Origin of the sequence: Novosphingobium mathurense, assembly GCF_900168325.1 — a bacterium.
GTDB lineage: Bacteria > Pseudomonadota > Alphaproteobacteria > Sphingomonadales > Sphingomonadaceae > Novosphingobium > Novosphingobium mathurense.
The window spans coordinates 207839-233617 of record NZ_FVZE01000003.1; the positions used below are offsets into that span (position 1 = coordinate 207839).

23 protein-coding genes are annotated in these 25779 nt (G+C 60.9%); 13 read left to right on the plus strand and 10 right to left on the minus strand.

The window, feature by feature from the left end; all coding sequences use genetic code 11:
• Positions 1-62: 62 nt before the first annotated feature.
• Entirely contained in the window at positions 63-2555 is a 2493-nt protein-coding gene (locus tag B5483_RS12030; protein WP_079730520.1) for a TonB-dependent receptor, read from the minus strand.
• Between the two features lie 286 nt (positions 2556-2841).
• Between B5483_RS12030 and B5483_RS12035 the strand changes: the two genes are divergently transcribed.
• Genes B5483_RS12035 through B5483_RS12045 form a run of 3 tightly spaced genes read left to right on the plus strand, consistent with a single transcriptional unit; the run spans position 2842 to position 4011 of the window.
• Positions 2842-3396 (plus strand): nuclear transport factor 2 family protein, encoded by a 555-nt coding sequence (locus B5483_RS12035; protein ID WP_079730521.1) that lies wholly within the window; start codon positions 2842-2844, stop codon positions 3394-3396.
• 11 nt (positions 3397-3407) lie between these two features.
• A complete protein-coding gene (locus B5483_RS12040; RefSeq protein ID WP_079730522.1) occupies positions 3408-3710 on the plus strand; it encodes a putative quinol monooxygenase in 303 nt (100 codons plus the stop codon).
• Positions 3711-3714: 4 nt separating this feature from the next.
• Complete coding sequence (locus B5483_RS12045) at positions 3715-4011, plus strand: putative quinol monooxygenase (protein WP_079730523.1); 297 nt, start codon at positions 3715-3717, stop codon at positions 4009-4011.
• Between the two features lie 51 nt (positions 4012-4062).
• On the opposite strand, the gene B5483_RS12050 is transcribed toward B5483_RS12045, so the two are convergent.
• From B5483_RS12050 to B5483_RS12065, 4 genes are read right to left on the minus strand one after another with little or no spacing between them, the layout of a single operon-like run.
• The gene (locus B5483_RS12050) at positions 4063-5361 is read right to left on the minus strand and encodes an MFS transporter (protein ID WP_079730524.1); all 1299 of its coding nucleotides are present in this window, start codon (positions 5359-5361) and stop codon (positions 4063-4065) included.
• Positions 5358-6686: an MFS transporter gene (locus B5483_RS12055; RefSeq protein WP_245829079.1), complete on the minus strand. Its 1329-nt coding sequence runs from the start codon at positions 6684-6686 to the stop codon at positions 5358-5360. Before B5483_RS12055 ends, B5483_RS12050 begins: the two co-directional genes overlap by 4 nt.
• Positions 6687-6690: 4 nt before the next feature.
• Complete coding sequence (locus tag B5483_RS12060) at positions 6691-8259, minus strand: alginate export family protein (RefSeq protein ID WP_245829082.1); 1569 nt, start codon at positions 8257-8259, stop codon at positions 6691-6693.
• A gap of 14 nt (positions 8260-8273) precedes the next feature.
• Entirely contained in the window at positions 8274-9254 is a 981-nt protein-coding gene (locus B5483_RS12065; RefSeq protein WP_245829085.1) for an MBL fold metallo-hydrolase, read from the minus strand.
• On the opposite strand from B5483_RS12065, the gene B5483_RS23195 reads away from it, so the two are divergent.
• Entirely contained in the window at positions 9253-9429 is a 177-nt protein-coding gene (locus B5483_RS23195; protein WP_176168011.1) for a hypothetical protein, read from the plus strand. The two genes, B5483_RS12065 and B5483_RS23195, sit on opposite strands and share 2 nt — an antisense overlap.
• Positions 9422-10081: a TetR/AcrR family transcriptional regulator gene (locus tag B5483_RS12070; RefSeq protein ID WP_054945148.1), complete on the plus strand. Its 660-nt coding sequence runs from the start codon at positions 9422-9424 to the stop codon at positions 10079-10081. Before B5483_RS23195 ends, B5483_RS12070 begins: the two co-directional genes overlap by 8 nt.
• A 27-nt stretch (positions 10082-10108) precedes the next feature.
• On the opposite strand, the gene B5483_RS12075 is transcribed toward B5483_RS12070, so the two are convergent.
• Both B5483_RS12075 and B5483_RS12080 read right to left on the minus strand, forming a co-directional pair.
• Positions 10109-10957: an HpcH/HpaI aldolase/citrate lyase family protein gene (locus tag B5483_RS12075; protein WP_079730525.1), complete on the minus strand. Its 849-nt coding sequence runs from the start codon at positions 10955-10957 to the stop codon at positions 10109-10111.
• Positions 10958-10999: 42 nt separating this feature from the next.
• Entirely contained in the window at positions 11000-12145 is a 1146-nt protein-coding gene (locus tag B5483_RS12080; RefSeq protein WP_079730526.1) for an acyl-CoA dehydrogenase family protein, read from the minus strand.
• Positions 12146-12264: 119 nt separating this feature from the next.
• Between B5483_RS12080 and B5483_RS12085 the strand changes: the two genes are divergently transcribed.
• Both B5483_RS12085 and B5483_RS12090 read left to right on the plus strand, forming a co-directional pair.
• Positions 12265-13152, plus strand: a complete 888-nt coding sequence (locus tag B5483_RS12085; RefSeq protein ID WP_079730527.1) for a LysR family transcriptional regulator — start codon at positions 12265-12267, stop codon at positions 13150-13152.
• A 508-nt stretch (positions 13153-13660) separates the two neighbouring features.
• The gene (locus tag B5483_RS12090) at positions 13661-14452 is read left to right on the plus strand and encodes a hypothetical protein (protein ID WP_245829088.1); all 792 of its coding nucleotides are present in this window, start codon (positions 13661-13663) and stop codon (positions 14450-14452) included.
• Between the two features lie 286 nt (positions 14453-14738).
• Here the strand turns inward: B5483_RS12090 and B5483_RS12095 are convergent, their stop codons facing one another.
• Complete coding sequence (locus tag B5483_RS12095) at positions 14739-15716, minus strand: ParB/RepB/Spo0J family partition protein (RefSeq protein ID WP_079730529.1); 978 nt, start codon at positions 15714-15716, stop codon at positions 14739-14741.
• Between the two features lie 171 nt (positions 15717-15887).
• A complete protein-coding gene (locus B5483_RS12100) occupies positions 15888-17093 on the minus strand; it encodes an AAA family ATPase (protein ID WP_054945154.1) in 1206 nt (401 codons plus the stop codon).
• Positions 17094-17643: 550 nt separating this feature from the next.
• On the opposite strand from B5483_RS12100, the gene B5483_RS12105 reads away from it, so the two are divergent.
• The 6 genes from B5483_RS12105 (at position 17644) to B5483_RS12130 (ending at position 23302) form a co-directional block, all read left to right on the plus strand.
• Positions 17644-18948 (plus strand): replication protein RepA, encoded by a 1305-nt coding sequence (locus B5483_RS12105; RefSeq protein WP_054945174.1) that lies wholly within the window; start codon positions 17644-17646, stop codon positions 18946-18948.
• Positions 18949-19106: 158 nt separating this feature from the next.
• Positions 19107-19370, plus strand: a complete 264-nt coding sequence (locus tag B5483_RS12110) for a hypothetical protein (RefSeq protein ID WP_079730530.1) — start codon at positions 19107-19109, stop codon at positions 19368-19370.
• Between the two features lie 2 nt (positions 19371-19372).
• Positions 19373-19813, plus strand: coding sequence for a periplasmic heavy metal sensor (locus tag B5483_RS12115; protein WP_079730531.1), 441 nt, complete (start codon positions 19373-19375; stop codon positions 19811-19813).
• A gap of 114 nt (positions 19814-19927) precedes the next feature.
• Positions 19928-20407 (plus strand): RNA polymerase sigma factor, encoded by a 480-nt coding sequence (locus B5483_RS12120; RefSeq protein ID WP_231634548.1) that lies wholly within the window; start codon positions 19928-19930, stop codon positions 20405-20407.
• A gap of 25 nt (positions 20408-20432) precedes the next feature.
• Positions 20433-22181: a copper resistance system multicopper oxidase gene (locus B5483_RS12125; RefSeq protein WP_079730532.1), complete on the plus strand. Its 1749-nt coding sequence runs from the start codon at positions 20433-20435 to the stop codon at positions 22179-22181.
• Complete coding sequence (locus tag B5483_RS12130; RefSeq protein ID WP_245829091.1) at positions 22178-23302, plus strand: copper resistance protein B; 1125 nt, start codon at positions 22178-22180, stop codon at positions 23300-23302. The genes B5483_RS12125 and B5483_RS12130 overlap by 4 nt, the downstream gene beginning before the upstream one ends.
• Before the next feature lie 161 nt (positions 23303-23463).
• Here B5483_RS12130 and B5483_RS12135 read toward each other — a convergent pair whose 3' ends face one another.
• A complete protein-coding gene (locus B5483_RS12135) occupies positions 23464-25653 on the minus strand; it encodes a TonB-dependent receptor (protein WP_176168026.1) in 2190 nt (729 codons plus the stop codon).
• Positions 25654-25779 lie beyond the last annotated feature (126 nt).

Sequence of the window (25779 nt, forward strand, 5' to 3'; positions counted from 1 at the left end):
TTGCTTTGCGACACAAAAAATTAGGGGCTCCGGCGGTCCTACCGACAGAAGCCCCCTTTTCTTTACTGGTATTCGCCAAACTTAACGCCCAGCTCGACACCGAAGTAGCGCGGTGCACCATATTGCGAGTTGAGCCAGAGGCCGGCAACATTCTGGACACCGATACGATAACGCTCGTTGGTCAGGTTCTTGCCGACCGCACGAATATAGTACTTGTCATCCGTCTGTGCGAGCGTGATCGAAGCGTTAACGAGCGTCCGGGCATTGAGGAAAGTATTGCCCAGCGGGTCGTCGATCGCCTGCGTATTCAGGTTGCGTCCGGTATAGGCGACATTGCCATTGAGTGTGATCTTGTACTGGTCTCCAAGCGGCAAGCTATAGGAACCGTCAAGTGTCCACTGCCACTTCGGCGCTCGGTCGAGAGGAGCGCTCGAAAGGTCGTATCCGGCATTGTCCGCCGTATACGAGTTGTACTTGCCGTCCTGGTAGCCCAGCACGCCGCGCAGCGTCAGACCATCCACCGGGTTTGCCTGCGCTTCGACTTCGAGACCTTTCACCGTCGCGCTGGCGGCATTGACGAACAGCGTTACCTGATTGGGCTGACCATTCACCTCGATCGGCACGTTGAGCTGCTTTTGCAGATCCTTGTACTTCACGTAGAAGGCAGTCGCGTTGAACCTCAGACGATTGTCGAGGAATTGCGACTTGAAGCCCACTTCGTAGCTGTCGGCCTTTTCCGGATCCGTGGCGCGGGCAGCGGCGCGGAACGCGTCGAGATCCTCGCCGAAAGCCGCGAAGCCACCGATCTGGTCGTTGAAGCCGCCGCCCTTGTAGCCATGCGAGTACGTGCCGTAGACGAAGAGGTCGTCAGTCGCCTGGTAGCTCAGGCTTGCGCGGTAGGTCGGTTCACGCCACTTGTCCGATACGGTGACGACGCCTGCAGGGTACTTGTAGACACTGGCGTCGAGCGCGTTTTCGATGGTGATCGAGGGATCGAAACCACCGCCAAGCGCCGGGATAAAAGTCTGCTGGCGACCATACCAGGTCTTGTCGTCCCAGGTATAACGCCCGCCAGCCGACAAGGTCAGCTTGTCGTTGAACTTGAATGTACCTTCGAAGAACAGGGCGCGCGACTTGGCCTTCTGCGCGTTGCACAGCAGGTAAGGCGTGTTGTTCCACTCGCCAAAATCCAGTGGCCCGGAAGTCAGGTCGAGGAAGCCGAGAATCTGCGAAACGCAGAAGTCGATCTTGTCACGCTGGTAGAAACCGCCGGCAACGAAGTTGAACGGCCCCTGGAAGTCCGAGGCGAAGCGCAGTTCCTGCTGCCAGGTCTTGCGGTCGTCGTCACGGGTTGCGTCGAAGAAGGAGAGCAGTTGGCCGTCGCTGCCCTGTGCCGTCGCACCGGCATAGGAGTTCGGAATGCGCGAGCGCTGGAAACGATAGCCGGATACCGAGGTGAAAGTACCGAAGTCGGCATTGTATTCGATGTTGGCATAGATGCCATCCACCGAGATGCGCTGTCCCTTGCCCATCTTGAGCAGGGCATCGTTGCGACCGGTATAGGCCGCGCGGTCGAGGGGATCGGTCCCCTGCGCAGTGGGGTCGGTCAGGCCGAGCAGATCGGTGAGGAAAGCGTTCTCGCCGGTATAGAGATAGTTCTCGTTGACCGACGGAACGACCTCGGAGCGGTCGCGGATCCATTCGTACTGGAAGAGCGCGCTGAGTTGCGGGGTCGGTTCGACCAAGAGCTTGGCGCGCGCCTGCCAGACGTCCTTGCCGCCAAGCGTCGCGTTGTCGAGGCATCCCGTCGCGCCTTCGAACTTGCTGTCCACGAACCCGGTCACAGGACCGTAGCACGCCCCGTTCTTGTAATAGCCATCAGACTTTTCGTATCCGCCGACAAGCCGCACCGCGGCGATATCGCTGATCGGCACGTTCATCGCGGCCTGGATCTTCTTCTCGCCGAAGTCGCCGAATTCCACGCGACCTTCGACGCCCACGTAATTGATGATCGGCTTCTTCGTACGCACGGTCACGACACCGCCCGTGGTGTTCTTGCCGAACAGGGTACCCTGCGGTCCGCGCAGGACTTCGACCTGGGCGACATCGAAGGTATCGAGCAGCTGGGTCTGGACCGAAGGGACCACGAAGTCGTCGACGAGAACCGCGACCGGCGGCTCGAAGTAAACGATGATCGATGTCTGGCCCACGCCGCGCATGGCGAAGCTGGCTGCGTTGAAGTTCGCGATCGTTGCGGCGGAGAAGTTCGGCACGAACGCGGCGAGATCGCCAAGGTCGCGCGGGCTTGCCTGCTGGATCAGGGAACTGTCGACCGCCGACACCGAAACCGGGGTCGACTGAAGGTCGGTGGCGCGGCGGGTAGCAGTCACGACGATTTCGGCCAGGCCGGTGGACGTCACCTGCGTTTTGGCCGGTTGCACCGCATCCTGAGTGCCCGCTTCATCGGTTGCATCTTGCGCCCAGGCGGGGCTGGCCAACATTCCCGTAATCAGTGCCAGCGCACATGTTGACCCATAGAGCCTTTTCGTCAGCATTCGCTCTCTCCTTGTGGCCTCGCCATTGTTTGCGAGTTGATGGACTGGATAACAGGATTTTTCCGTTAAGCAATCAATCATGTTTGTTTTTATTGGGGGTGTCGGGAAGTGTGCTCTTACCGCATCACCCGATCGGCTGCCCTTCTTGCCGATCTCACGGGGGCTCCCGCGATACGAGGCATATATGATGCATTCATGATTGTTTTTATTTCGCTCTCGCCTATGCTGCCGCGAAGACCAGGCCGACGGCAACGAGTGCCGCGGCGAAGGCCCGGGAGAGCAACGAGTGAATGGACTGGAAGCCCGCGTTGCGAGGCTTGAAGCCGAATCGCAGATTCGGCAGCTCATCGCCCATTACAGCTTCGATATCGACGATCGCAAAATCGAAGCCGTGCGCTCGTTATTCACCGAAGACGGCGTTCTCAAATCCGCCGACGGGGTCATGTATGCCAAGGGCCGCGATGCCATCATCGAACAGTACCATGGCCGTTTCGATGTCCTGGGGCCCGGCCATCACTTCATGCACGACGTCCAGATCGACTTCACAGGCGATGGGAAGAGCGAGGCCACAGGACGCGTCTCGGGTCATGCCGAACTGATGCGCAAGGGCCAGATGATGGTTGCCGGGCTGCGCTATGCCGACCGCTACCGCAATACCGAACAGGGCTGGAAGTTCGCCGAGCGCGAGATCTCGTTTCTCTATTACGTGCCCTTGTCCGATTACCCGGACATCCTGCTCAAGCCCGACCGCAACCGGGCCTACGATACGCCCGCTCTGGCGGACTTCCCCGAACACCTGCCGTCCTGGATCGCCTACGAAAGATCGCGCGGCCGCGCCTGAGGAGAGAGTACATGGCCTTCAGTTTCCTGTCCCGTTTTCGCATCAAGGACGAAAGGCAAGACGATTTCATCGCCATGGCACGGCAGATGGAAGAGCTTTCCAAGCAGGAGCCGGGAACGCTGCACTACCAGTTCTTCCGACTTGGCGAGCCGGGCATGTTTGCCGTCTACGAAAGCTTCGCCGATGAAGGCGCCGACAAGGCGCACATGGAGTACGATCACAACAAGGATCTGATCGACCGCATCGTCGGCTGCATGGACGGCAGTTACGAGCGCGAACTTCTGTTCGATCTCGAACCCCATCCGAAGGGCTGAACCGATGGCTGGCAAGAGCTTCATTGCGCGCCTGTGCACCAAGCCGGAAATGCGCGAGCGCATGATCGAATTGCAGGCGGAGCTGAAGGGCCTCGTCTTCGAACATGAACCCGATGCGCTGGTCTACGAGTTTCTCCAGTCGGAAGACGATCCGGACCTGTTCCACGTGGTCGCCACCTTCCGGGACGAGGCGGCCTTCGAGAAGCACATGCACATCGACTTTCACGACCGCCTCGTGCCCGGCATTCTCGAATGCCTGGCGCAGGACATGGAACTCGCGTTTCACGCCTCGCTCGGTTAGGCGGATCAGCCCGGCGCTCTCCGCAAGGAGGATCGCCGGGCCCAGCCGTATTTATTCACCCTGCTCCTTGAGAAACAGCAGCGCCCCGGCTCCAATGAGCGACCCCATCGCCATGAGCAGTGATACGTAGCCAAGGCTCAGTCCGACATTGAACAGCAGGCCGGCCACTATCGGCCCGAGCGCGGCACCGCCACGGCCGATGCCGATAGCAAAGCCGGTACCGCCGGCCCGCACCGATGTGGGAAAACCCTTGGCGAAAAGGGCATAGAGACCGACCACCGCCGCGTTCGTGCAGAAGCCGGCGGCCGCAGCCACGATTGCCAGCCCGGTGAGCGTTTCCTGTTCCTGCCCGAACAGCGAAACGAGCACGGTCGATGCGAGCATTGCCGCGATCACCAGCGCGCGAACGCCGAAGCGGTAAGTGAGCACACTCAGCAGCGCGGCGCCGAGCAGGCCGCCGACATTGGCCCAGACCAGCACGTCGCCTGCCTTCGAAGCGGCGTAACCCATGTCGACGACGATCTTCGGGATCCACTTGATGATGTAGTAGAAGGTCATGATGTGGCAGAAATAGGCGAGCGTCAGCACGATGGTGACGCGCGCCAGTCCCGGTGCGAAGAGCTGCGCGACCGATACCTTGCGCGCCTTCTCGGGGGCGGGTGGCAATGCCTGCGCGATCTCGTGACCGAAGCGCCGCAAGGTCGCATTGATCCGCTCAAGCGCATTGGGGCCGCGCTTTTGCGCCAGATAGCCGATCGATTCCGGCAGCAGAAGCCATGCGATCGGCAGGAACACTGCGGTAATGATCGCACCGAAGGTGAACACGTCGCGCCAGTGTCCATCCGCGAGCAGGTTGGTCGCGATGGAACCGCCAATGATCGCACCCATCGGATAGCCCGCCGCCATGATTGCGACAGCGAGATTGCGATGACGGTCATTGGAGAACTCGGCGACCAGAGCATTGGTGCAGGCAAGCATGCCGCCGATACCAAGCCCGGTGACGAGACGTATCGCCGACAGTTCGATGACCGAATTGGCCAACGTTGCCATGCCCATGCCGCCGGCCATGATGACCAGACAGCCCAGCACGGTGGGACGACGTCCGATGCGGTCGGCAACGTTACCCAGCACCAGCGAGCCGGCGGCCATGCCGATCAGTTCCATCGACAGGACAAGGCCGAGGGCGGCACGGTCGATGCCCCACTCACTGGCGATGCCCGGAGAGGCAAAGCTGATCGCCAGCACGTCGAAGCCGTCGAGCGCGTTGAGCAGGATACACAGGGCCACGGCCGCAATCTGGAGCGGCCGCATCGCGCCCTGGGACAGGATGGACTGGGGGTCTTTGGTCATCGTCTCACTTGATCGTTAGGCATCGCATGCCGGGGCGATTGATTGTCTGTGGCGCGGTCGATCCGGCCATATGTCCTGTCGAGCCAGAATGCGGCGAGCATGATCACCGGCACCGGAAACGCCAGGCTGAGCAGGGCCGTGCCGCCGGCAACGTCGTGCATCGTCACGAAACCGATCAGCAACGGTCCGCAAAGCGCGCCGAACCGGCCCAGGCCAAGGGCCCAGCCGATCCCCGTCGAACGCAACCGGGGGGGATAGAACTGGGATGCAGCCGCAATCATGCCCTTCTGCCCGCCACCGATACCGATGCCGGCAAGCACTGCGGCAAGCAGGAACAGCCTGCCCCCCTCTCCCGTGCTCAGCCCCAACAGGACGATGCCGGCAAGGCCGATTGCGCTTACGCAAACAAGCGCCCGGAACGGCCCCATGCGGTCAGCCCACCAGATCATCGGCACGGCGCCGACGGCATTGCCCACGGTGAACAGGTTCGCAGCCGTCACGGCATTGGCATAATTCATGCCCTCGCGTGCGGAGAGCAGAGGCAGCCACCCCTGCACGGCATAGAAAAGACCGAGCCCGATCGAGCACATCAGCCAGAACAGCAAAGTGCCCTGCCGCAGGTCCGAGGTGAACAGGGAAGCGAGCGGGCGCGATTGCGGCGCGTGGGGCAGACGCGCGGGAAGCGCATCCCACAAGAGTCCCGCAGCGATCAACGCGGCCGGAAGGGTCAAGCCCCAGGCCGCACGCCAGCCATGCAGGGGAACCAGCCAGCCGCTTGCCAAACCGGCAGCGAGAAATCCGAACGAATAGGCGACATAGATCCCGACGACCTTTGCGCCGCGCCAACGCTGCATGCCGTGCTGGCTGGCCGCCGATACCGCGCAAGGGAACGCCGCGCCGATGGCAATGCCGATAAGAACCCGCCCCAGGATCAGGACTTCGACATTCGGGGCGAGGAGACATATCCCGGCTGAGGCGGCAAGGCCCAGCATGGCCGGGCAGACCACGGCGCGCGGTCCCAGCCGGTCGGCAAGGGGTGCCATGAAAAGGTAGCCGAGCAAGAGGCCGAAAATGGCCGCGCTGAGAAGAGGCCCGATCAGGCCTTCGGGCAGGTTCCAGTCGCGCACCAGCCCGGGCATTGAGAAGCTCAATGTCTGGAATGCAAAACCGCCCGCGAAAAGGGCCATGGCGCAACCCAGGATGAGTTGGACGCCATGGAATTTGCCTAGGATCACCCGGTACACCTCTCCCGCCAGCAGCCCTGCCGACGGGAAACGGCCCAACACTCCGGCCGGCATGGCAAGCAGGAATACCGGACCGGTCACGGCATCAGAACCGCAAGGTCAACATCGTCTTCACGAACAGGTTATCGCCATAACCTGCGCGACGTAAGACCTTTCCGGCATCGACATAGTTGATCATGCCGGCCAGGGCGACGTGAGGGTTGAGAGTCCAGTTGGCCTTGAGGCGTGCGATGTTCGCCACGTGCTTTCCGGCAACGTTCTGGGTACCGGCATAGGCCTGCGCATTCCCGCGATACGCCGCGTCATTCTCGTCCGGGCGCCAGTAGGATCCCCATTCGGCACTCACTTGCAGCTTGCGCGTGGGGGAGAAGCTGATCGTGGGCGCAATGCCCATGGTGTTGATCGCACCGACGAAGTTGTCATCGCTGAAGATCACCGTGGCATTGTAGAGAAAATTGAACGAGCCGACCTTACCGGCGGTGTCATAGTTTCCGCCACCCGACGCATAATCGGCATGAAAACCCAGCCGCGGCGCCGACTTGCCCTTGCCCAGCCCGACCGACTGGTTGGTGCTCACCGCCCAGGCATCGACACGCCGACCGGCAAAGCGGCCGTCCTGCTTGATCGCCGTCCAGTCGAAGGACAGGTTACCGCGCGATCCCCAGAGCCGCGCGCCATAAGTCTCGCGCCGGTCCTTGCCGCTGATCACGCCGAGTTTCCGGTCGGTATCCTCGAAATGGTAATAGAACGGATCGAAGAAGATCTGGCCCTTCGCGGCATTGCCCACGCCGGTGAGCAGGAAGCTGCCGTAGGCACCGGTCAGGGTTTCGCCATTGCCGATGCCGTCATCGAGGAAGCCCTTGCCCGGATCGGTCGGCTCGAAATAGAACGCGCTGAAGCGGAACCGCTTCCAGTCCATGGAGAGCCGCGCACCGTTCATCGAGACGCGGATGTTCGGGTTGTCGCGCGGGCTGATGATGAATCGCGGACCGTCGAAGAATTCCTGCCGGCCGATCGTGACGCGCGCCACGCCCGATGCCACTGGAGCACGCACCTCGGCGAAGAGCTGCTGGACCACGAGATCGTTCTCGAAGTTGGCGACGTGACGGGTCTCGTTCTTGCCGAAGATATGACCCGAGGTGAGTTCGCCATAGACCCGCACGGCCGGGCCGATCCTGAGGTCTGCGCCCAGGGTCGTGCGCGAGAGAACCTCGATGCGATCTGCCGAATCCTTGAGTACCGGGCGCGTCGCCACGCTGACACTGGTGCGCTGGTCGCCGTTGAGCGACAGGGAAATGCCGCCGTCGCCATCAAGCGGAATGTACTTGAGAGGGGAAGCCCAATCGCGCTTGGCCTTGGGATTGGCCAGGAATCGCCAATCCTCCGCGCCGCGCAGCATCGTGTAGTTCGGGCCCGTGCGCGGCCCCTGCCCATCGGCTGGTGCAGGGTAAGGCGACTTCAGCGGGTCACGCACCGACGGCGTGGCTGCGGCCTTGGCATTCGAGGGAGTCGCATCGGCGATCGGCTGCGCAGGCGCCTGCCGGTCGTCTCCGGTCGTGGCTGCGAAAGCGCAACCCGGTACCGTGAGACCGAACAGGAGTGCCGCGGACAGGCTTCGATCGCGCAGCGGATATATCCGGTTACGCTTCGTCATGTCCCTGGCTTTTCTCATCCGAGGGGAATTTCCATCAGGTCGCGACCCACCACGATCTCGCCCTTGTAGTGCTTGGCGACTTCGTCGCGCCACATGTCGTCGGTGATCCATTCCATGTCACCGGGCACGAAGTGGCTCAGCACCAGTTTCTTCACGCCTGCGCGCTTGGCGATCATGCCTACCTGCTCTGCCGAAGTATGGCTTTCGAGCAGGTGGTTGCGGAATTCGGGCGTGCCATTAGCCCGCTTCACGAGGGCATCCACGCCCGGGACATAAAGCACTTCGTGAACCAGGACATCTGCGCCCTTGGCAAAGTCGGCCAGGGCCGGGTTGTATGCAGTGTCCCCGGAGTAGACGACCGAACCGTAAGGCGTCTCGAACCGGTAGGCGAGGTTTTCCATGGGCGGATGCGGTGTCGTGAACGCGGTAACCGTCACACCGTCTGCAGACATGACTGTGCCCTGGCTCTGGCGGAAATCATTCGCGCGAAGGAGAGTATCGGGATGAGCCTTGCCTTCGTCAGCCATGCGGATGCGGATGTCCTCTCGGTTGAGGTGCCAGTAATCCGCAGCCAGCGCCTCCATGCCCGCCGGGCCATAGGCGTCGATCGGACGCCGCAGGACGCCTGCGGCCCACATGTTGTAGACCAGGTTGCCGAATTCGAGCTCGTGGTCCGAATGCATGTGCGAGATGAAGATCGCGCGAATGTCGGAGAGATTGAGCCCCGCCTTCACGAACTGCGAAGTCACGCCCATGCCGGTGTCGATGACGTAGACATTGTTGTCCACGACCAGGGCGTTCGCCGGATTTGAGCGCTTGCCACCCACGCGCGGACCGCCCTTGGTGCCCAGCAGAACGAGCTTCGCGCCCTTCGCACTCTTGGTGTCTGGTGCGGTGGTCGATGCTGCCAGAGACATGGCGGGAGTAGCGATCAGGCCACCAGCAGTCAGCGCCATTGCGGCGCGCAGCATGGTGCGACGGTTCAGCACAGACATGCGTGATTCGGAAAACATCGAATTCCTCTCCTCCACAATCGGACGCGGCATTGAGCCGATTGCCGGGGATCTATCATCGAGTCTGAGGTGGCGTCAATACGAATGCGAGTCTCATTCGGCTTTCAATTGGCTGGACAAGGACGCCCGGATCGGCGATCCCACGCTGCATGGCTGAAGGGGCAGCGAATTTCGATATCGAGGAAAACCTGACGAAAGTCGGGGTGATTCCGACACTTCAGGCACGCAGTCGGACCTTGCGCGATCGACTGATCCAGGAGGCACTGCGGATCGCGCGCAAGGTCCCGTTCGACGATGTCAGCATCAACGAAATCTGCGCTGCGGCGGACTGCTCAACCGGCGCCTTCTACTCGCGCTTTCCGGACAAGGTCACGCTTTTCAAGGCGGTTATGATCTTCGCCGCCGCCGAATCGGGCCCCATGCTCGAAAGCATGGTGCGCACCCTGCCTTTCGAGGAAATCCTGCCCAAGTTGATGGCAAGGCAAGTCGAACGCTTCCAGGAACAGGAAACCTTCTTCCGTTCCGCCTTCAAGGTCAGCCTCGATTCGCCCGAGGCATGGGAACCGTTCCGGCGCAATGCCAACAGCCTTGCCAATGCCTTCCTCGAACGCGTGCAATCCCATCCGGATATCGATCAGGAACAGGTCAGGTCGGATCAGGTCCAATTCGCCTTCCAGGTGATGTACGGTGTGCTGAACAACACGATCATCAACCGCCCCGGTCCCTTCCTGATCCAGAACAAGGATTTCCCTATCCTGCTTCAGGAGGCCATGCTGGCCACCATGCAACTCCCCCTGCGTAGGACCTGAGATTGCGCCGGGCCCCCTCGGGCCGGTTCAGAAGAGATCGAGGATGCGGCGTGCCTGAACGAGATGCGGCCTGTCGACCATCTTGCCATCGAGCTTGAGTGCCCCGACACCGGGATTGGCGGCAAAGGCTTCGACGATAGCGCGGGCATGAACAACTTCTGCTTCGCTCGGCGTGAAACCGCGATTTATCGTCTCCACTTGTGCCGGATGGATCGCCATCATCCCGGTAAACCCGTCCCGCCGGGCCCGCGCAACATATGCAGCAAGAGCATCGGGCGCATCGATATGCGGAAACACCGTCTCGATTGCGCGGGTCTGCGCGGCATGGGCGCCGAACAGGCACAGGCTGCGCACCATTTCGTAAGGAGCGGTATAACTGCCGTCTTCTTCGCGAGACGTCGCTGCCCCGATGGCAGCGGGCAGGTCCTCCGCCCCCCAGGTCAAGCCGGCGAGACGTTCTGCAACTTCACCATAAGTGCCGAGTTGGAACACCGCTGCGGCCGTTTCCGTGGCGATCGGCAGGATCGGCGCAATAGCCTCCGTCCCTTTGATCTGCGTCTCCATCAGGGCGGCAAGCCGGCGCACGCTCGACGCCCCTTCGGCCTTGGGCAGGACGATCCCATCGGGCTTGCCAGGCAAAACGGCACCGAGATCATCGGTCGTCAGATCGCCGTCGAGCGGATTGACGCGCACGAAAGTCGGAACCTTGCGATCACCTTCAAGCCACTCGGCGATCGCTTCGCGTCCGACCTGCTTCTTTTCGGGCGCGACCGAATCCTCAAGGTCGAGGATCAGCGCGTCCGCACCGCTCGCCGCAGCCTTGCCGAAGCGCTCGGGGCGGTCAGCCGGTACGAACAACAGGGAACGCAGTTTCATGCCACTCTCCGCATCCGGGATACTGCCGGGGATACGCCCCGGTTAGGCGCCGATCAGTTCACGACCGATCAGCATGCGCCTGATTTCATTGGTGCCCGCACCGATGTCCAGCAGTTTGGCATCGCGCATGAAGCGCTCGACCGGCCAATCCTTGGTATAGCCTGCCCCGCCCAGCGCCTGCACCGCCTCAAGCGCGGTTTTCATGGCATTTTCCGAAGCCAGCAGAATCGCCCCGGCGGCATCGAAGCGCGTTGTCCTGCCCGCATCGCAAGCGCGCGCGACCGCATAGACGTAGGCCCGAGCGCTGTTGAGCGCGACGTACATGTCGGCGATCTTCGCCTGCATCAGCTGGAATGCCCCGATGGGCTTGCCGAACTGCTTGCGCTCCCGGACATAGGGGAGAACGACATCGAGACAGGCCTGCATAATGCCCAATTGGATACCGGACAGAACCGTACGTTCGTAGTCGAGACCCGACATCAGCACACCGACGCCGCCGCCGACCGGGCCCATCACGTTCTCTTCAGGAACTTCGCAGTCTTCGAAGACCAGTTCCGCCGTGGGGGAGCCGCGCATGCCGACCTTGTCGATCTTCTGTCCGATCGAGAAGCCCTTGAAGTCCTTCTCGATCAGGAACGTCGTGATGCCGCGCGATCCTTCGCCGGTCTTGGCGTAGACGACCAAAGTATCGGCATAAGTGGCATTGGTGATCCAGAACTTGGTGCCGTTCAGGATATAGCGGTCGCCCTTCTTCTCGGCCTTCAGCTTCATCGATACGACGTCGGAACCTGCGCCTGCCTCGGACATCGCCAAGCTGCCCACGTGCTCGCCGGAAATCAGCTTGGGCAGATATCGCGCCTTTTGCTCTTCATTGCCCCAGCGCCGGATCTGGTTGATACACAGGTTCGAATGCGCGCCGTATGACAGGCCGATCGAGGCCGAAGCGCGCGCCACTTCCTCCTGCGCAACGACATGCTCGAGATAACCAAGGCCGAGCCCGCCCCACTGCTCTTCAACCGTGATACCGTGCAGGCCGAGTTCGCCCATCTGCGGCCAGAGTTCGCGCGGGAACCAGTCCTTCTCGTCGATTTCCGCTGCAAGCGGGGCAATGCGATCCGTCGCAAAGCGCCACGTACTCTCGCGGATCATGTCGGCGGTTTCACCGAGGGCAAAATCGAAATCGGTCATTGCGTCTCTCCTTGCCGTTCCTGATAGCGCGGTTCAGTGCATAGGAAAAATTGAACCTACCTCAACGACTGCATTGGCATTATCTATAGCGCAAAACGCTTGCCTCCCGGAGCCCGCTTATGCTGGATCGTTACCTGCTTCGCTATTTCCTCGCCGTCGTCGACCAGGGTAACTTCTCCCGCGCAGCCGCTCATTGCAATGTTTCTCAGCCAACGCTCTCCGTCGGCATTGCCAAGCTGGAAAGGATCCTCGGTCACGCGCTGTTCGTTCGCTCGAACCAGCGCGTGGAACTCACAGACGCCGGCTCGCGACTTCTGGCGCACGCCCGGCGGATCGAGCGCGAGTTCAATCTGGCGCAACAGGCAATGGAACCGGCAAGCGCCCTGCCTTCGCTCCGGCTCGGCGTTCTGTCAACCATCCCGGCTCGCGTCATTGCCGGCTCCATCGCCAGGGTCCGGCCGCAGGAGATGTATCGCTTCGAACTCCTGTTCGGCAGCGAGAGGGAACTGACCAGCCAGCTTGCAAAAGGCCGCATCGACCTGGCTCTGACGCTGGTCGAAAGAGGCGCCGACCGCTTTCTCGAACGCAGCATCCTGACCGAAGGCTATGCACTGGCCATGGCACAAGATCACCCCCTTGCCGGTGCAGAGGCCATCGAGGCGGGACAGCTTGTCCATGAAGTGATGATCGTGCGCCGCCATTGCGAGGCCCTGTCCGATATCAGCCGGCATTTCACCGAGAGCGGTGTCAGACCCCACTTCTCGTTACGCTCCACCAATGACGAACGTGTTCTCGAAATGGTGGCCGCAGGACTCGGGCTCACCGTCATGCCCGAATGCTATGTCCACGAAGGCGTCGCGCGGCCGCGCCTTGCAGGATTTCCCGACAAGCGGACGATCGGATGGATGGCGGCCCACCATGCAGAACACCTTTTGGCGGGACCGGAGAAGATCATCGACACCATCGAAGCAGAATTGCGTGCCCTGCGGGGAAGCACAGCGAATTGAAGACGCCCCCACCGCGCGTTCCGTTGGCCGATGACATTGAGTCCGAGAGGGTGTATAGCAATTTTCGATTTACTATACATTGTTTTTAAATCTATGATTTATTGAGTTTTTTATGCCCGATTCCGAAGCCTGCCCCCCCGAACAGGATCCTGCGGTGCTCTCAGCCCTATATCTTGGGAGGATACAGGCAGCGGTTTCACAGGCCAATGACGGCGCCATGTGCGTTCTCGCCGGTCGACTGATCCGCGAAAGCCTTGTCACTGCACTGCGACAGGAAGGTCATTCCTTCACCGATGAGCGCTTCTTCGACTGGTTCGCCGGGCTCAGCACACTATCAGACGTCTCGGCACACAAGCTGCGCCCTCCCCGCGCCCTTTGCCAGGCAATCCTGACCGAGTTCCGGCACAATCCCTGGTCCCATCTCGCAGAGGCTTCGGAGAGAATGGCCAGAGCATTCCTTGCCCCGGTAGACCTTGAGCGGAACGAAGGGCACGAGGATACCAATGCCTTGCTGGCTGAGGCGAGGCTTGTGGTGGACGCTATCGAGCCATGCGATACGGACCTTCCCTTCACGCCCGTGTCCGCCCTTTTTTCGGCTGCCCGCAAATCGCTACGCTTTGCCAGGCAGGAGCGCGGGATCGAACTGATCAAGGGGCCGCGATCGGCCGTTGCGGTGGAAGTCAATGAGCAGACCCATTCGCGCTGGGCGCTGGACATCCTCTCCGGCAATTACCTGGCCCCCAAACACGGCCTTCCTATTTCCGCCCCCCTGCCCGGCCTGCTGACTTTCGCGACAGAGCATAACGATCCCTTCGACGATGACATGCCTTCTATCGCCCGGCCTTCCGGCAGCAACAGGGAAAGCCTCATTGCCCTGCGCGACGCGCTTTGGTCTCTAGATCGTCGCCTCCTGGATGCAATCAGGGATGCCCACTGCATTGCCGACAAGCTGCAGAACCGCCGCTCCAACGGCCGCGCGGGAGATGTCGCATTCTATCTCGCAGGCTTTGGCATCCTGCGCGGCGTCCAGATCGAGAGGGTGATCGGTGCCTCACGTCTGGGCGTTCGCACGATTATGTCCACGCTTGTACAAGCGGGCTTGGTCGAAGGTGAGACCTCTCGTAATGCAGCGACCATGTTCCGCTTCGCTCCACGGGAGGTGAACCATCCTCACGCGGCGCAAGACCCGGAAGACTTCGCGTTCTCATCTCAGGCGATCGACGAATTCCAATCTTCCATGGATGCCATCGACGAATTGCTTCGCCGCACTTCACGAAGTCAGAGCGAGGATGGGTGCTAAGCAGCAGCGCTGCAACATGGGCAGATTGATAGCTGCGCATGGCCTGCTGGGCCATCTGCCTATTTTTTAGGCGACACAGAAGCCCGCAGAACGCAAAAACATGGCCACCGTGACCCAAGGGTTATCAGAGGATCGCCCTCACCCCACAGGCCATCTGAAGCGGAATTTCGCGAGAAAGCCGCCCATCACGGCTCCAAACTTGCAAAATCGGTCCTCCAGTCACTGCCGATACGAAAAGGGGCAGGATCGCGCCCTGCCCCTTCAGCGACACTGAAAGTAACGCCAGTCAGGCGTCGAGAAGCTTTCGAATGGCCTCGAGCACTTCATCGGTCGTCGCGCCCGATCGCGGCAGCACCTTGAGATTGAGCCCGCCTCTTGCCGGACGAGCGTAGCGCAGCATGGGCTTGCCCTTGCGTGTCTTGACCAGCTCCTCCTGCGCTCCCTTCTTCGACGTCGCGACCGTCGCCTTCACCAATCGCTTGGCGACTTCGGGACCGGTCAACTTCACGCCCAGATCGTCACGCTCAGCGATGATCGCCTGACCTTCTGCGACCATCAGACCCAGCGCGCGCTGATCGCCGGTCAGTGGCTTGAGGTCGCGTGCGACGCGGACCGTGATGTCATGGGTGTCGGCAAAGACATTCACGATCTCATTCGGCAGACGCGCCACGTCAAGCAAGCGCGTCAACCACGAGCGGGAGATCTTGAGATGCTCGGCCATCTCGCTCTGCGATCCATCGTAGAACTCGTCGAGCGCGCGCAGATATTCATTCGCGCGCTCCCAATCGGAGATGTCCTTGCGTGATCGATTCTCGATATCGGAGACCCGGAAGGCCTCTTCATCGGAGACGTGCTGGATGGTGACGAGGTACTCGTACTCGGGATGATGATGCTCGCGCAGCCACTGCACCGTCCACCAACGGCGCACACCGGCGATGATCTCGTAGTCATATTCCGGATCGTCGTGAAGCTTGCGGACGATGGCCGGGATGCGCTGCTTCTTGGCGGAGAGGAAGGCATCGATAAGGTCGCGGCAGGTCTCCTCATTGAGGTGATCGATGTCGCGATTGTGGAGACGCCAGGGCCTGCAGCGTGCCGGGTCGACCCATTCGGTCCGGTCGGTCACAACCTTGCCCGACGCAAGGCGCGCGAGGGTCTGGCTGCGGCTTGCCATGATGCTTTCAGCCGGCGCCGAGACATCCAGTTCACTATCCTCCAAGCCTTCGGTGAGGCTGCTTCCGAAGCCGCGATTGCCTTTAGCCATGATGCATTTCCTGTCTTCCGCCGCCGTTCTCACGAGCCGGTTGCCACGTGGCAACAAGCCCATTCCGATCCTCTTCCCAAGCCCACTTCAAGCCAGCCTGAACGAGGCATCCTTCATCGTGCAGGCTGACTTTTGCAGCCCCCTGCCCCGCAGTTGCCACGTGGCAACCGATCACGAAAATTGCTCCGCGCGACTCTCCCACGAGCGCAGAACATCCTGCTCTATGTCATGGCAGACGTCGCCAAGGAACTTGACGCAGCGGTTGTGCACTTCGTGCGACGTGACCGGCCGATCGAGCTCGAAAACCGTCTTCATGCGCGAGCTGGCATTGTCGATTTCCGCGCTCGTCTTCAGCACGGAATTGATCATCGAACCGCCGAACACCTGCCGCATCATCGACAGGATCTCGCGGTGCATCGACTTGCTGTCATCGACACGACTGCCCACAAGCCGGATGAAATTATAAGCTGGCTTCACCCTGCCACCGAGCTTCTCAAGCTGGTGCATGGTGGTGCGCGCCATGTCGATGAACGAGACAGTCGAGGCGAAGTCGATGACACTCGGCGGCATCGGAATGACCATCGCATTGGCGGCCTGAAGCACAGCCATCGAAACCATGCCCAGCGCCGGCGGCGGGTCCATGATGACGATGTCATAATCGTCGACGACGCTGTCGATCGCCTGGGCAATGAGGTCGATGATGTCGAAGCTCTGGTGCTGCGCAAGGTAGCCCGCGATCTCGTACTCCAGATTATAGAGCTTGAGGTTCGCCGGGATCAGGTCGAGCCCGAAGAAATGCGTCTTGCGGATGATCGAACGCACGCCGAGCAGTTCCGGATTATGGAAGTGACCATAGAGAGTGTCATCCTCGCCAAGGTCGACGTCGGGCCGATAGCCGAACATCATGGTCGAACTTGCCTGACTGTCGCAGTCGATGAACAGGACACGGTAACCACGGATGGCAAAGTGCTGGGCAAGGTGCAGGGCAATCGTCGATTTGCCGACACCGCCCTTGAAGTTCGAAACCGAGATGATCGCCGGCGTGTCGGTCGGCTCGCGCCAGGGCCGCGTCCCGAAGACCTCGCGCATGTGATCGAGTTCCTGCAGGGTATATTGCACCCGGTGCCCCGAGGCCGTCCGGTCACGCGGCGGCAACCTCCCGTCACGCTCGGCCTCACGAATGGCTGACGCCGTTCGTCCGACGAGCGAGGCCGCCTTTGAAATGGGATAGGAGGGCCCGACCTTGTGACCGGTTTCCGGATCGAGAGCACCGTCCCTGATCCTTTTCAGGATCGTCAGGGCTTTCCTGTGGAGCAGGCCAAGGCCATCATTGGTCAGGTCGTCAGCCTGAATTTCAAGACTGGGATGTGTCGCCATATACACCAACTTGTGAGATTGAGGCCGCACAGTAGCCTCGTTGCAAGTTTCGAGCAATGAACGTCCATCAATCTTACAACTTCACCGATGATCTCCGTGCCAAAAGGCTTCCTGACCATGTTTGGCAGGGCAGGGCAGGGGTAGCCGACCGATGATCTCCGTGCCGTTTGCCCCGCAATCGAATCGTTCCGAGTCGAAATTTCCGCCCATCCGAGACGAAGGAGGCCCGATCTATACCTGAACCGATGATCTCGGTGCCAACCGATGATGAGCGTGTGTTTTACCGATGATCTCAGTGCCATAGCCACCGATGATCTCGGAGCGCATACCTATTACAAGAATCCCTAATCAAAATCCGATTCGCGAATCGGCTTCAATGGGTTTGGAAGGGTTTTTGCAGTGCCTCGGGGAAAGGGCACCGAGATCATCGGTCGATTTGTAGGTTTCAACCGCGAAAACACACCAAAACTGCCAACCTGCTTGCCAATCCTGCTCAAAGCTGTTGTTACATAAGGACCTTAGGCCCCGGATTCGGGAAGGGATGGGCGACATGAGCGGGGATACGAGCAAACCGATCGGGCACCAATATGCTCTGGCCATGCTGGATGGCGGTGAGGACCGTGTCCGCTCATTGGCCAAGACTGCCGGCACACAGCTCACGATGGATGCCTTTCTGCGCGTTCAGGACGAGGAACCGGTTCCGGCCTTTCTCCACTCGGCGCTTTGCGCGATGTCATTGCCCACAAAGCGGCCCAAGGATGAGACGCAACCCATCCTGCGCGAAGACGGAAAGTATGCTCTGGCCATCAATCCGCGGCCTGTCCTGCAGACTGTCGATGGCAAGCCGGTGCTCAGGAGCCTTGGTGTTCCCTATGGCGCCTATCCACGTGTCGCGCTTATCTACCTGCTTTCGCAAGCCGTCACGAAGCGCTCACGTGACGTCTATCTCGGTCGCAACTTCACCGAATGGATGCGTCGGCTCGGCTATCAGACCGTGTCTTATGGACCGCGCGGTACTGCCAACCGTATGCGCGAGCAGGTGGACCGCTTGCTGGCCTGTGAATGGCAGATCCGATGGGATGGCACAGAAGCGGGCGACAATGCCTTTGCCGTGCGCGATGTGAAGATCTCGAACGAATATGCAGGCTCGCTTGAAAAGAACGGTGCCTTTGCGCGCGAAATTCGCATGTCGGAGGCGTTCTACAGCCACTTGATCGAACACGCCGTGCCTCTGAACGAGATCGCAATCCGGGAATTGAAGGGCACGCCTACTGCGCTCGATCTCTATACCTATCTGGCTTACCGCCTGCCGCGCATTACGAGCAACAAGGGCCAAACCATCTCCTGGGACCAACTCGCACGCCATCTTGGCAACAGCGCGGATTCCAAACGGTTCCGCCAGACCGTGCGCGAGACGATGCAGCTGGTTTCAGCCGTTTATCCCAACGCCAATGTCGATCTCTCGGGCCGCAAGGTCGTGCTTCACCCGTCTCCGGCCCCGCTCGAGCGCAAGCTGGTCGGGCCGCACCTGCGATTGGTCGGGGCTGCCGCACCGGAAAAGGCACCGAGATCATCGGTCGCTCTCGAGCGGAAGATCCGCCGCGAAACACCGCAACTGACCGAAGAACTCCGAGCCTTTCCGGAAGGCAGCCTGAGCTTCGGCACACGCGAAGCTGCATTTCGCAAGATCGGTCTCGAGAAAGGACAACCCTGGTCAGTCGATACCATGGCGGACGCCTTCAGGGCTGGCTTTCCCGGAATCGCCAAGCTGCGCACTGACACCGAATGGCTGCGCGTATGGGAAGCCTTCGTCGTCAGCTATGCCAAGCGCCGGTCGCAGGATGGAGCCGACTGACCGATGATCTCGGTGCCATTAACATACTAATCAGAGAAGAATGGCGGAGGCCACAAGAAGTAGGCAAATTCAGATCGCGGTACTTTTCACCCTGATGAGGGAAATCGAGTGCCGCTGCGTATAGCCGTGCAAGCGAAAGTTTTTCAGGATAGCACTCAATGGACGATCTCGAACGGTTCATAGCCCAATTGCGGGACGAACCTGTGCCGGCCAGGCTTGGCGCGCTGGAGAATTCGGTCATGGCCGGGCTGAACACAGCGCGCGAGCGCCTGGTGGCTCGGCGCGGTATCGCGCTTGCCTGTGCGGTTGCAGGACTGATCGGGTTGTGGGGCGGGCTGGCAATGCCGGGTGCACCTACAGGACATGAGGATCCGCTCCTCGGTCTACCCGCGGCCGCGCCTTCGCACTTGCTGGTTTCCTGATCATGGCGGGCCTGCGCGGCTACCTTCTTGCCATTGCCCTGGCTTTTCTTGCAGCGCTGGCCGCTCTTCTGATCGGGCAGAAGCTGCGCGCGGGTGACAATCATGAAAGCCGGCTTCATGCCGTGCTGCACGAGGAACTCGATCTCGATCCGGCACAGGAAGCGCAGATTGATCGCCTTGAGCACGATTTTGCCGAAAGGCGCAAGCTGCTCGACGGGCGCTTGCGTCAGGCCAATGCGCAGCTGGCAGAGGCGATCGAGCGTGAGCATACGTATGGTCCGGCAGTCGAGAAGGCGGTCGACCAATCGCATATGGCGATGGGCGAGTTGCAGAAGGCGACGCTTCGGCATGTATTCTCCATGCGCGCCGTGCTCCAGCCGGATCAGGCCAGGCGGTTTGATTCCGCTGTTGCGCACGCCCTGACCACGCCGCCAGAGGAATGATCCGGCGTGTCCGGGCAGGGGGGGCAAACCGGAAAAGATAGGGTCGGTCAAGGCGACGATGCATCGGCGGTGGCAGCTGCCCTTGCCGGTCGTCAGTCCGGATTCGATGTCCTCATGAAACACCACCGAGAGGCGGTGTTCCGTTTCGTGCATGGCCTGACCGGCAACGAAAGTGACGCGCTCGACGTCACCCAGGAGAGCTTTGTCGCCGCGTTCCTCGCTCTCAACCGCTATGATCGCACGCGTCCTTTCCGCGCCTGGATCCTGCGCATCGCGCGTAACAAATGCCATGATTGGGCCCGGCGGCGAACGGTGCGTCGGTTCTTTTCCTTCGCCGTGCCGATCGACGATGCCATCGACATTGCCGACCCCGAGGAGAACCCGGAGGAGGCCCTGTCATCGCGTCGGGGCGTGGAGAGAATCCACGCGGCGATTGCCAGTCTGCCGGCCAACCTCAAGGAACCGCTGCTGCTATGTTCGCTGGAAGACATGACGCAGGACGAGGCTGCCGAAGTCCTCGGTATCAGCCGCAAGGCGGTGGAAACCCGAATTTACCGGGCTCGCCAGAAATTGTCGCAATTGCTTGAGGGGTGAGCGCCGGATCTGCGTATTATCGGCGATGACTGCTCTCGATCCATTCAACCGCCGCCGTTTCCTTGCCTTGTCCGGTATGCTTGCCGGGGGCCTTGGGCTTTCCGCAATGACACCCGCCTGGGCCCGCAGCGGCACCCCGGGTACGGCAGGCTTCGGCACGCTCTCGGGCGATTCCATTGCGCTCCAGATCGGCGAAAGCCACTTCGCGACCGGCGGCCGTTCGGCCCATGCGATTACCGTCAACGGTACGCTGCCCGCACCGCTCCTGCGTTTGCGCGAAGGGCAGAATGTACGCCTTGCCGTGACCAATACCTTGCGGGAACAGAGTTCGATTCACTGGCACGGCCTGCTACTTCCCTTCCAGATGGACGGGGTACCCGGCGTCAGCTTCCCCGGCATCGATCCGGGCGAGACGTTCGTGTACGAGTTCCCGATCGTCCATTCCGGCACATTCTGGTACCACAGCCATTCCGGGATGCAGGAAGCCGTCGGACTTTACGGCCCCATCGTCATAGATCCGGCCGGTCCCGATCCGATTGCCTATGACCGCGAGCATGTTCTGGTCCTGTCGGACTGGAGCCCGATGCATCCGCATGAGCAATTGCGGCGCCTCAAGATGATGGGCGGCTACTTCAACCGCCAAAAGCAGACCCTTGCCGGATTGCTGGCAGGCAAGGACCAGAGCCTTTCCGATCGCCTGGAATGGGCGCAAATGCGCATGGATGCGACCGACATCTCGGATGTGACCGGCTCCACCTACAGCTTCCTGATCAATGGCCATGGCACACAGGAAAACTGGACGGGCCTGTTCAGCCCCGGAGAGAAGGTCCGGTTGCGGGTGATCAATGCCTCGGCCATGACGAACTTCAATTTCCGCGTACCCGGCCTTCCGCTGAAGGTCGTCGCGGCCGACGGCAACCACGTCCAGCCCATCGAAACCGATGAAGTTCAGATCGCGATCGCCGAGACGTACGATTTCATCGTCGAGCCGGGTGAGGCGGACAGCTACGCGATTGTCGCCGAGGCGATCGACCGTTCCGGCCTCGTACGCGCGTCGCTGGCGCAGCGGCCCGGGCTTGTGGCGCCGGTTCCGGCGCTGCGTGAAAGGCCGCTGCTCACCATGCGCGACATGGGCATGGACATGTCCGGGATGGACATGGGTGAGGGCGGCATGATCGACCTGAGCAAGCCTGCCAATGAATCGATGGACGGGCATTCCATGTCGATGCGCGATCCCTCGGTCGCGCCCGGCGTGAAGATGGGGCCGGGCGTGGCGACGCTTTCGCCGATGCCGGTCGACCGGCTTGCGGATCGGCCGACCGGACTGGAAAACGTCGACCACCGCGTCCTGACTTATGCGGATCTGCGCGCGCTCGATCCCAATCCCGATCCGCGCACCCCAAGCCGGGAAATCGACGTCCATCTCACGGCGAACATGGAACGCTACATGTGGTCGATCGACGGCGAGGCGCTTTCGGAGGGCCCCGATCCGATTCCGTTCCGACTCAACGAACGGGTTCGCGTGAACCTCATCAACGACACGATGATGCCGCATCCGATCCACCTGCACGGTCACTTCTTCGAACTGGTCAGCGGCGAGCCCGGGCACCGGGTGCGCAAGCACACCGTCAATGTGCTGCCGGGCGGGAAAGTGTCGTTCGACCTGACTGCAGACGGGGAGGGCGACTGGGCCTTCCACTGCCACATGCTGCTGCACATGCATTCCGGGATGATGCGCATCGTCACGGTTCGCGATGAGGGGGAGGCGGCATGATGGCCCGTCTCTCGATCCGCACGGCAGCTTCGGCATCGCTACTTGTCATCGCCCTGCTCTCGCCGGAAATGGCTGCGGCACAGCAGCAGGAAGCGCCCATGGACCATTCGCAGATGGACCATGGGAGCATGGATCATTCCATGCACGGATCCGTGGAGGATCAGAACGGCATGAACATGCCGATGGAAGGCAGCGAGGCCATGCCCGCCGGCGACCATGCGATGCATGATATGCAGGACATGCCGATGGAAGGCAGCGAGGCCATGCCCGCCGGCGACCATGCGATGCATGATATGCAGGACATGCCGATGGACATGCCCATGGGTGAGGACCATTCGGCCCACGCCGGCCACACGATGTCCGCGCCGCAAGTTGTCGATCAGCCGGGTAAGGCGCCGCCACCCCAAGTGCCGACCGATCATCCTGCCGACCGCTATTTCCCCCAGGACCGGATGCAGGCGGCGCGCGATGCGCTGTTGAAGCATTCCGCCTTCTCTACGCTCGCGCTCCAGGTCGATCGCCTCGAATATCGTATGAAGGACGGCAAGGACGGTTATGGCTGGGAGGGGGAAGCCTGGTACGGCGGCGATATCGACCGGATCGTCGTTGCCAGCGAAGGAGAGGGCACCTTCGGCGAAGCTGCGGAACGCATCGAGGTCGCAGCCTATTGGCGCCATGCTCTCGACCCCTGGTTCAATCTGCAGGTCGGGGCTCGGCATGACTTTCGTCCCGATCCGCAGCGCACTTATGCGTTGCTGGGTATCCAGGGGCTTGCGCCTTACTGGTTCGAGGTCGAAGGGCAGTTGCTCGTATCCGACAAGGGCGACGTGCACGCCCGGGGCAAGGCTTCCTATGACCAGCGCCTGACTCAGGTGCTGGTGCTCGAGCCTGAAGTCGAATTCGACTTCGCCTTCCAGGACGTGCCGGAGATCGGTGTCGGAGCCGGCTTCGAACGGGTAGAGATGGGCGCGCGTCTGCGCTACGATGCCAACCGTTCGCTTGCACCGTACATTGGCGTGAACTGGGAACGCAAGCTCGGCGAAACCGCCCGCATCGCCCGCGCGGCGGGAGAGGGGGCTTCCGATGTTTCTGCCGTGGTGGGCATACGCGCCATGTTCTGATCGCCCGATCGCGCTCAGAGAAGCGAGTTGGCGTCAATAACCCTGGACCGAAGAAAAGCGGCGCAGCCATATTCGCTGCGCCGCCTGTAATTTTAGATCGGTATTCGTATCTGGCTGTCTTTCCGGCGACCGAAAGCTACGGCCGCCGGAATTTCAGGTCATCAGAATTCTACGCTGCCACGAATGCCATAGGTGCGGGGCGGCTGGAACTGGTATGTATTGTTGTTGGCCACGAAGTTCTGCGCTGCATAGGACAGAATGTTCTTGTCGAAGATATTGCGCACATAGGCCTGGATCTTCCAACCATTGTCGGAAGCATAGCCGAGCGAGGCGTTGGCTACGAAGTAGCTGCTCGATTCCACGTCCGGCAAGTTGAAGACCGAATAGTAGAAGTCCGAGGAATACTTGCCGTCGACATGCGCCGTGACCTTCCCGCTCGAAAGCGGCACGTCCTGGTCGAGCGATACAGTAGCCGTGAAGCTCGGCGCATTGGGCAGTTCGTTGCCGCCGATATTGAAGGGAACGTCGTCGCCATTGTTGACGATGATGTTTTTGCCGAACTTGGTGTGGAGCCATGAAGCATTGACCCCGGCACGTGTATTCTGTCCGAGCAGAGCCTTCACTTCGCCTTCAACACCGTAGATCTTGGCGCTGCCCACGTTGAAGACGCCGGCACCTCCATTAAGTGCATCCGAGTTCTGCGAGGCCTGGTAACCGCGGTAATCGAAGTAGAATGCCGCGGCATTGACCTGCAGTGTATTGCCCAACAGCGAGTTCTTGGTGCCGAATTCGAAGGCGTCGAGTTGCTCGGGACCGTAGTCCACGGAAGCGCTGCTGCCGTTGGAATTGAAGCCGCCCGACTTGTACCCGCGATCGTACTTCGCATAGATCAGCGTGTCCGGCGTCGGGTGGTAGTTCAGGCCGACATGCCAGGTCGGCTGGCTGTCACTGATTTTGCCGTTGCCCGGAGTGGTCAGCAGGAACGGCGGGCACGAGCCGTCTGCGGGGAAGTCGTTCGCGCAAAGCGGGAAGGCTAGCGCGGGCAGGTTGAGAACTGCCTGACCGACGCGGGTCTTCTTGTCCCAGGTGTAACGCCCGCCGACGCTCAGCTCGAGCTGATCGGTGAGGTCGAAATCGATCTGTCCGAACACGGCCTGCGAGCGGGTCTTGATGCGGTAATCGAACTTGATGCCGTAACGGAAGGACTGGTCGGCATTGGGTGCGCCTGCCAGGAACCCGGTTTCGGGATCGAACAGGCCGGTCATCTCGCGGTTGAACAGTCCGGAATCGACTGTGTTTGTCTCCTGGAAGCGGAAATAGCCTGCCTGGAAGAAAACGCGGTTGGCTGGATCATTGCTGACGCGGAATTCATGGTTCCAGGTTTCGGGCTTCTCGCTTTGGCGGAACTGGCGATTGGCCGGATAAACCGGGCCGGTCGCATCGAGCACGTTGCGCCAGCTCTGTTTGTCGTAACCGCCAGAATAGATGAAATTGATGCCGAAATCGGCATCGTAGGACAGTTCCCAGCGGAAGCGATCACCGACAACGTCCGTCGAAATCGGAGCTGTATTGGGGAATGCCGCCAGATCGCTGAAATCGGGCTTGGGACTACCAAGGGGCACCGCCAGGGAGGCATCACCATTCACCTTGCGGGAATCGTGCTGGTAGGAAGCCCAGGCGGTGAGACCGCCGGACTGGTAGAGGGCCTGGATGCGGCCCGAAGCGAAGTCTTCGTCATCGCCTTCGCGGGCAGGACCGTCAAGATCGCGATATCCGTCATGGTGCATGAACGTGCCCGACGCACGCACTGCCAGACTGTCGGTCACGGCCAGATTGCCGCCCATTTCGCCGTTGAAGGTGCCGAAATTACCGACTTCAACCGAACTGTATCCGCCGTTGCGGAATTCCGGGCGCTTGGTGATGATGCTGACAAGGCCGCCGGTCGAGTTGCGTCCGTTGAGGGTGCCCTGGGGACCCTTCAGGACTTCGATACGTTCGATGTCGTACATCGAAGAATTGATCGAGAAGGAACGGTTCGTATAGAATCCGTCCCGTGCAATCGGGACCGACGGATCCCCGATTTCGGTGGTGTCGGTAGAAGCGATACCGCGCACCGCGATATAGGCCGCGCCGGCGTTGTTGGAGATGTTGACGCTGGGATCGATCGCACTGAGGTTGCGGATCGAGTTGATTCCCTGATCGCGAAGGGCGTCGCCGGAATATACGTTGAGCGCAATCGGGGTGTCCTGCGCGTCGGAAGCGGTACGGTTCGCGGTGACGATGATATCGCCGAGCCCCGCTTCGTTCTGCGCATCGTCGGAAGCATTTTGCGCCAAGGCCACACCGGGCATTGCCAACGCGGATACAGAAATAAGAAGTAGATTCAACCTCATGCACATCTCCCTTGCCGTGTGGCCATCTCTTGCGGCCAATAGCGTTTAAAACAGGAACGCTAATTCGATTTAGCCCAACTATTG

Excerpts from the sequence above, each read along its gene's own strand:
- B5483_RS12030 (WP_079730520.1), bottom strand. The coding sequence starts at position 2,555 with ATGCTGACGAAAAGGCTCTATGGGTCAACATGTGCGCTGGCACTGATT.
- B5483_RS12040 (WP_079730522.1), top strand. The coding sequence starts at position 3,408 with ATGGCCTTCAGTTTCCTGTCCCGTTTTCGCATCAAGGACGAAAGGCAA.
- B5483_RS12045 (WP_079730523.1), top strand. The coding sequence starts at position 3,715 with ATGGCTGGCAAGAGCTTCATTGCGCGCCTGTGCACCAAGCCGGAAATG.
- B5483_RS12050 (WP_079730524.1), bottom strand. The coding sequence starts at position 5,361 with ATGACCAAAGACCCCCAGTCCATCCTGTCCCAGGGCGCGATGCGGCCG.
- B5483_RS12060 (WP_245829082.1), bottom strand. The coding sequence starts at position 8,259 with ATGACGAAGCGTAACCGGATATATCCGCTGCGCGATCGAAGCCTGTCC.
- B5483_RS23195 (WP_176168011.1), top strand. The coding sequence starts at position 9,253 with ATGCGTGATTCGGAAAACATCGAATTCCTCTCCTCCACAATCGGACGC.
- B5483_RS12065 (WP_245829085.1), bottom strand. The coding sequence starts at position 9,254 with ATGTCTGTGCTGAACCGTCGCACCATGCTGCGCGCCGCAATGGCGCTG.
- B5483_RS12070 (WP_054945148.1), top strand. The coding sequence starts at position 9,422 with ATGGCTGAAGGGGCAGCGAATTTCGATATCGAGGAAAACCTGACGAAA.
- B5483_RS12075 (WP_079730525.1), bottom strand. The coding sequence starts at position 10,957 with ATGAAACTGCGTTCCCTGTTGTTCGTACCGGCTGACCGCCCCGAGCGC.
- B5483_RS12080 (WP_079730526.1), bottom strand. The coding sequence starts at position 12,145 with ATGACCGATTTCGATTTTGCCCTCGGTGAAACCGCCGACATGATCCGC.
- B5483_RS12085 (WP_079730527.1), top strand. The coding sequence starts at position 12,265 with ATGCTGGATCGTTACCTGCTTCGCTATTTCCTCGCCGTCGTCGACCAG.
- B5483_RS12095 (WP_079730529.1), bottom strand. The coding sequence starts at position 15,716 with ATGGCTAAAGGCAATCGCGGCTTCGGAAGCAGCCTCACCGAAGGCTTG.
- B5483_RS12100 (WP_054945154.1), bottom strand. The coding sequence starts at position 17,093 with ATGGCGACACATCCCAGTCTTGAAATTCAGGCTGACGACCTGACCAAT.
- B5483_RS12105 (WP_054945174.1), top strand. The coding sequence starts at position 17,644 with ATGAGCGGGGATACGAGCAAACCGATCGGGCACCAATATGCTCTGGCC.
- B5483_RS12110 (WP_079730530.1), top strand. The coding sequence starts at position 19,107 with ATGGACGATCTCGAACGGTTCATAGCCCAATTGCGGGACGAACCTGTG.
- B5483_RS12115 (WP_079730531.1), top strand. The coding sequence starts at position 19,373 with ATGGCGGGCCTGCGCGGCTACCTTCTTGCCATTGCCCTGGCTTTTCTT.
- B5483_RS12120 (WP_231634548.1), top strand. The coding sequence starts at position 19,928 with ATGAAACACCACCGAGAGGCGGTGTTCCGTTTCGTGCATGGCCTGACC.
- B5483_RS12125 (WP_079730532.1), top strand. The coding sequence starts at position 20,433 with ATGACTGCTCTCGATCCATTCAACCGCCGCCGTTTCCTTGCCTTGTCC.
- B5483_RS12130 (WP_245829091.1), top strand. The coding sequence starts at position 22,178 with ATGATGGCCCGTCTCTCGATCCGCACGGCAGCTTCGGCATCGCTACTT.
- B5483_RS12135 (WP_176168026.1), bottom strand. The coding sequence starts at position 25,653 with ATGCCCGGTGTGGCCTTGGCGCAAAATGCTTCCGACGATGCGCAGAAC.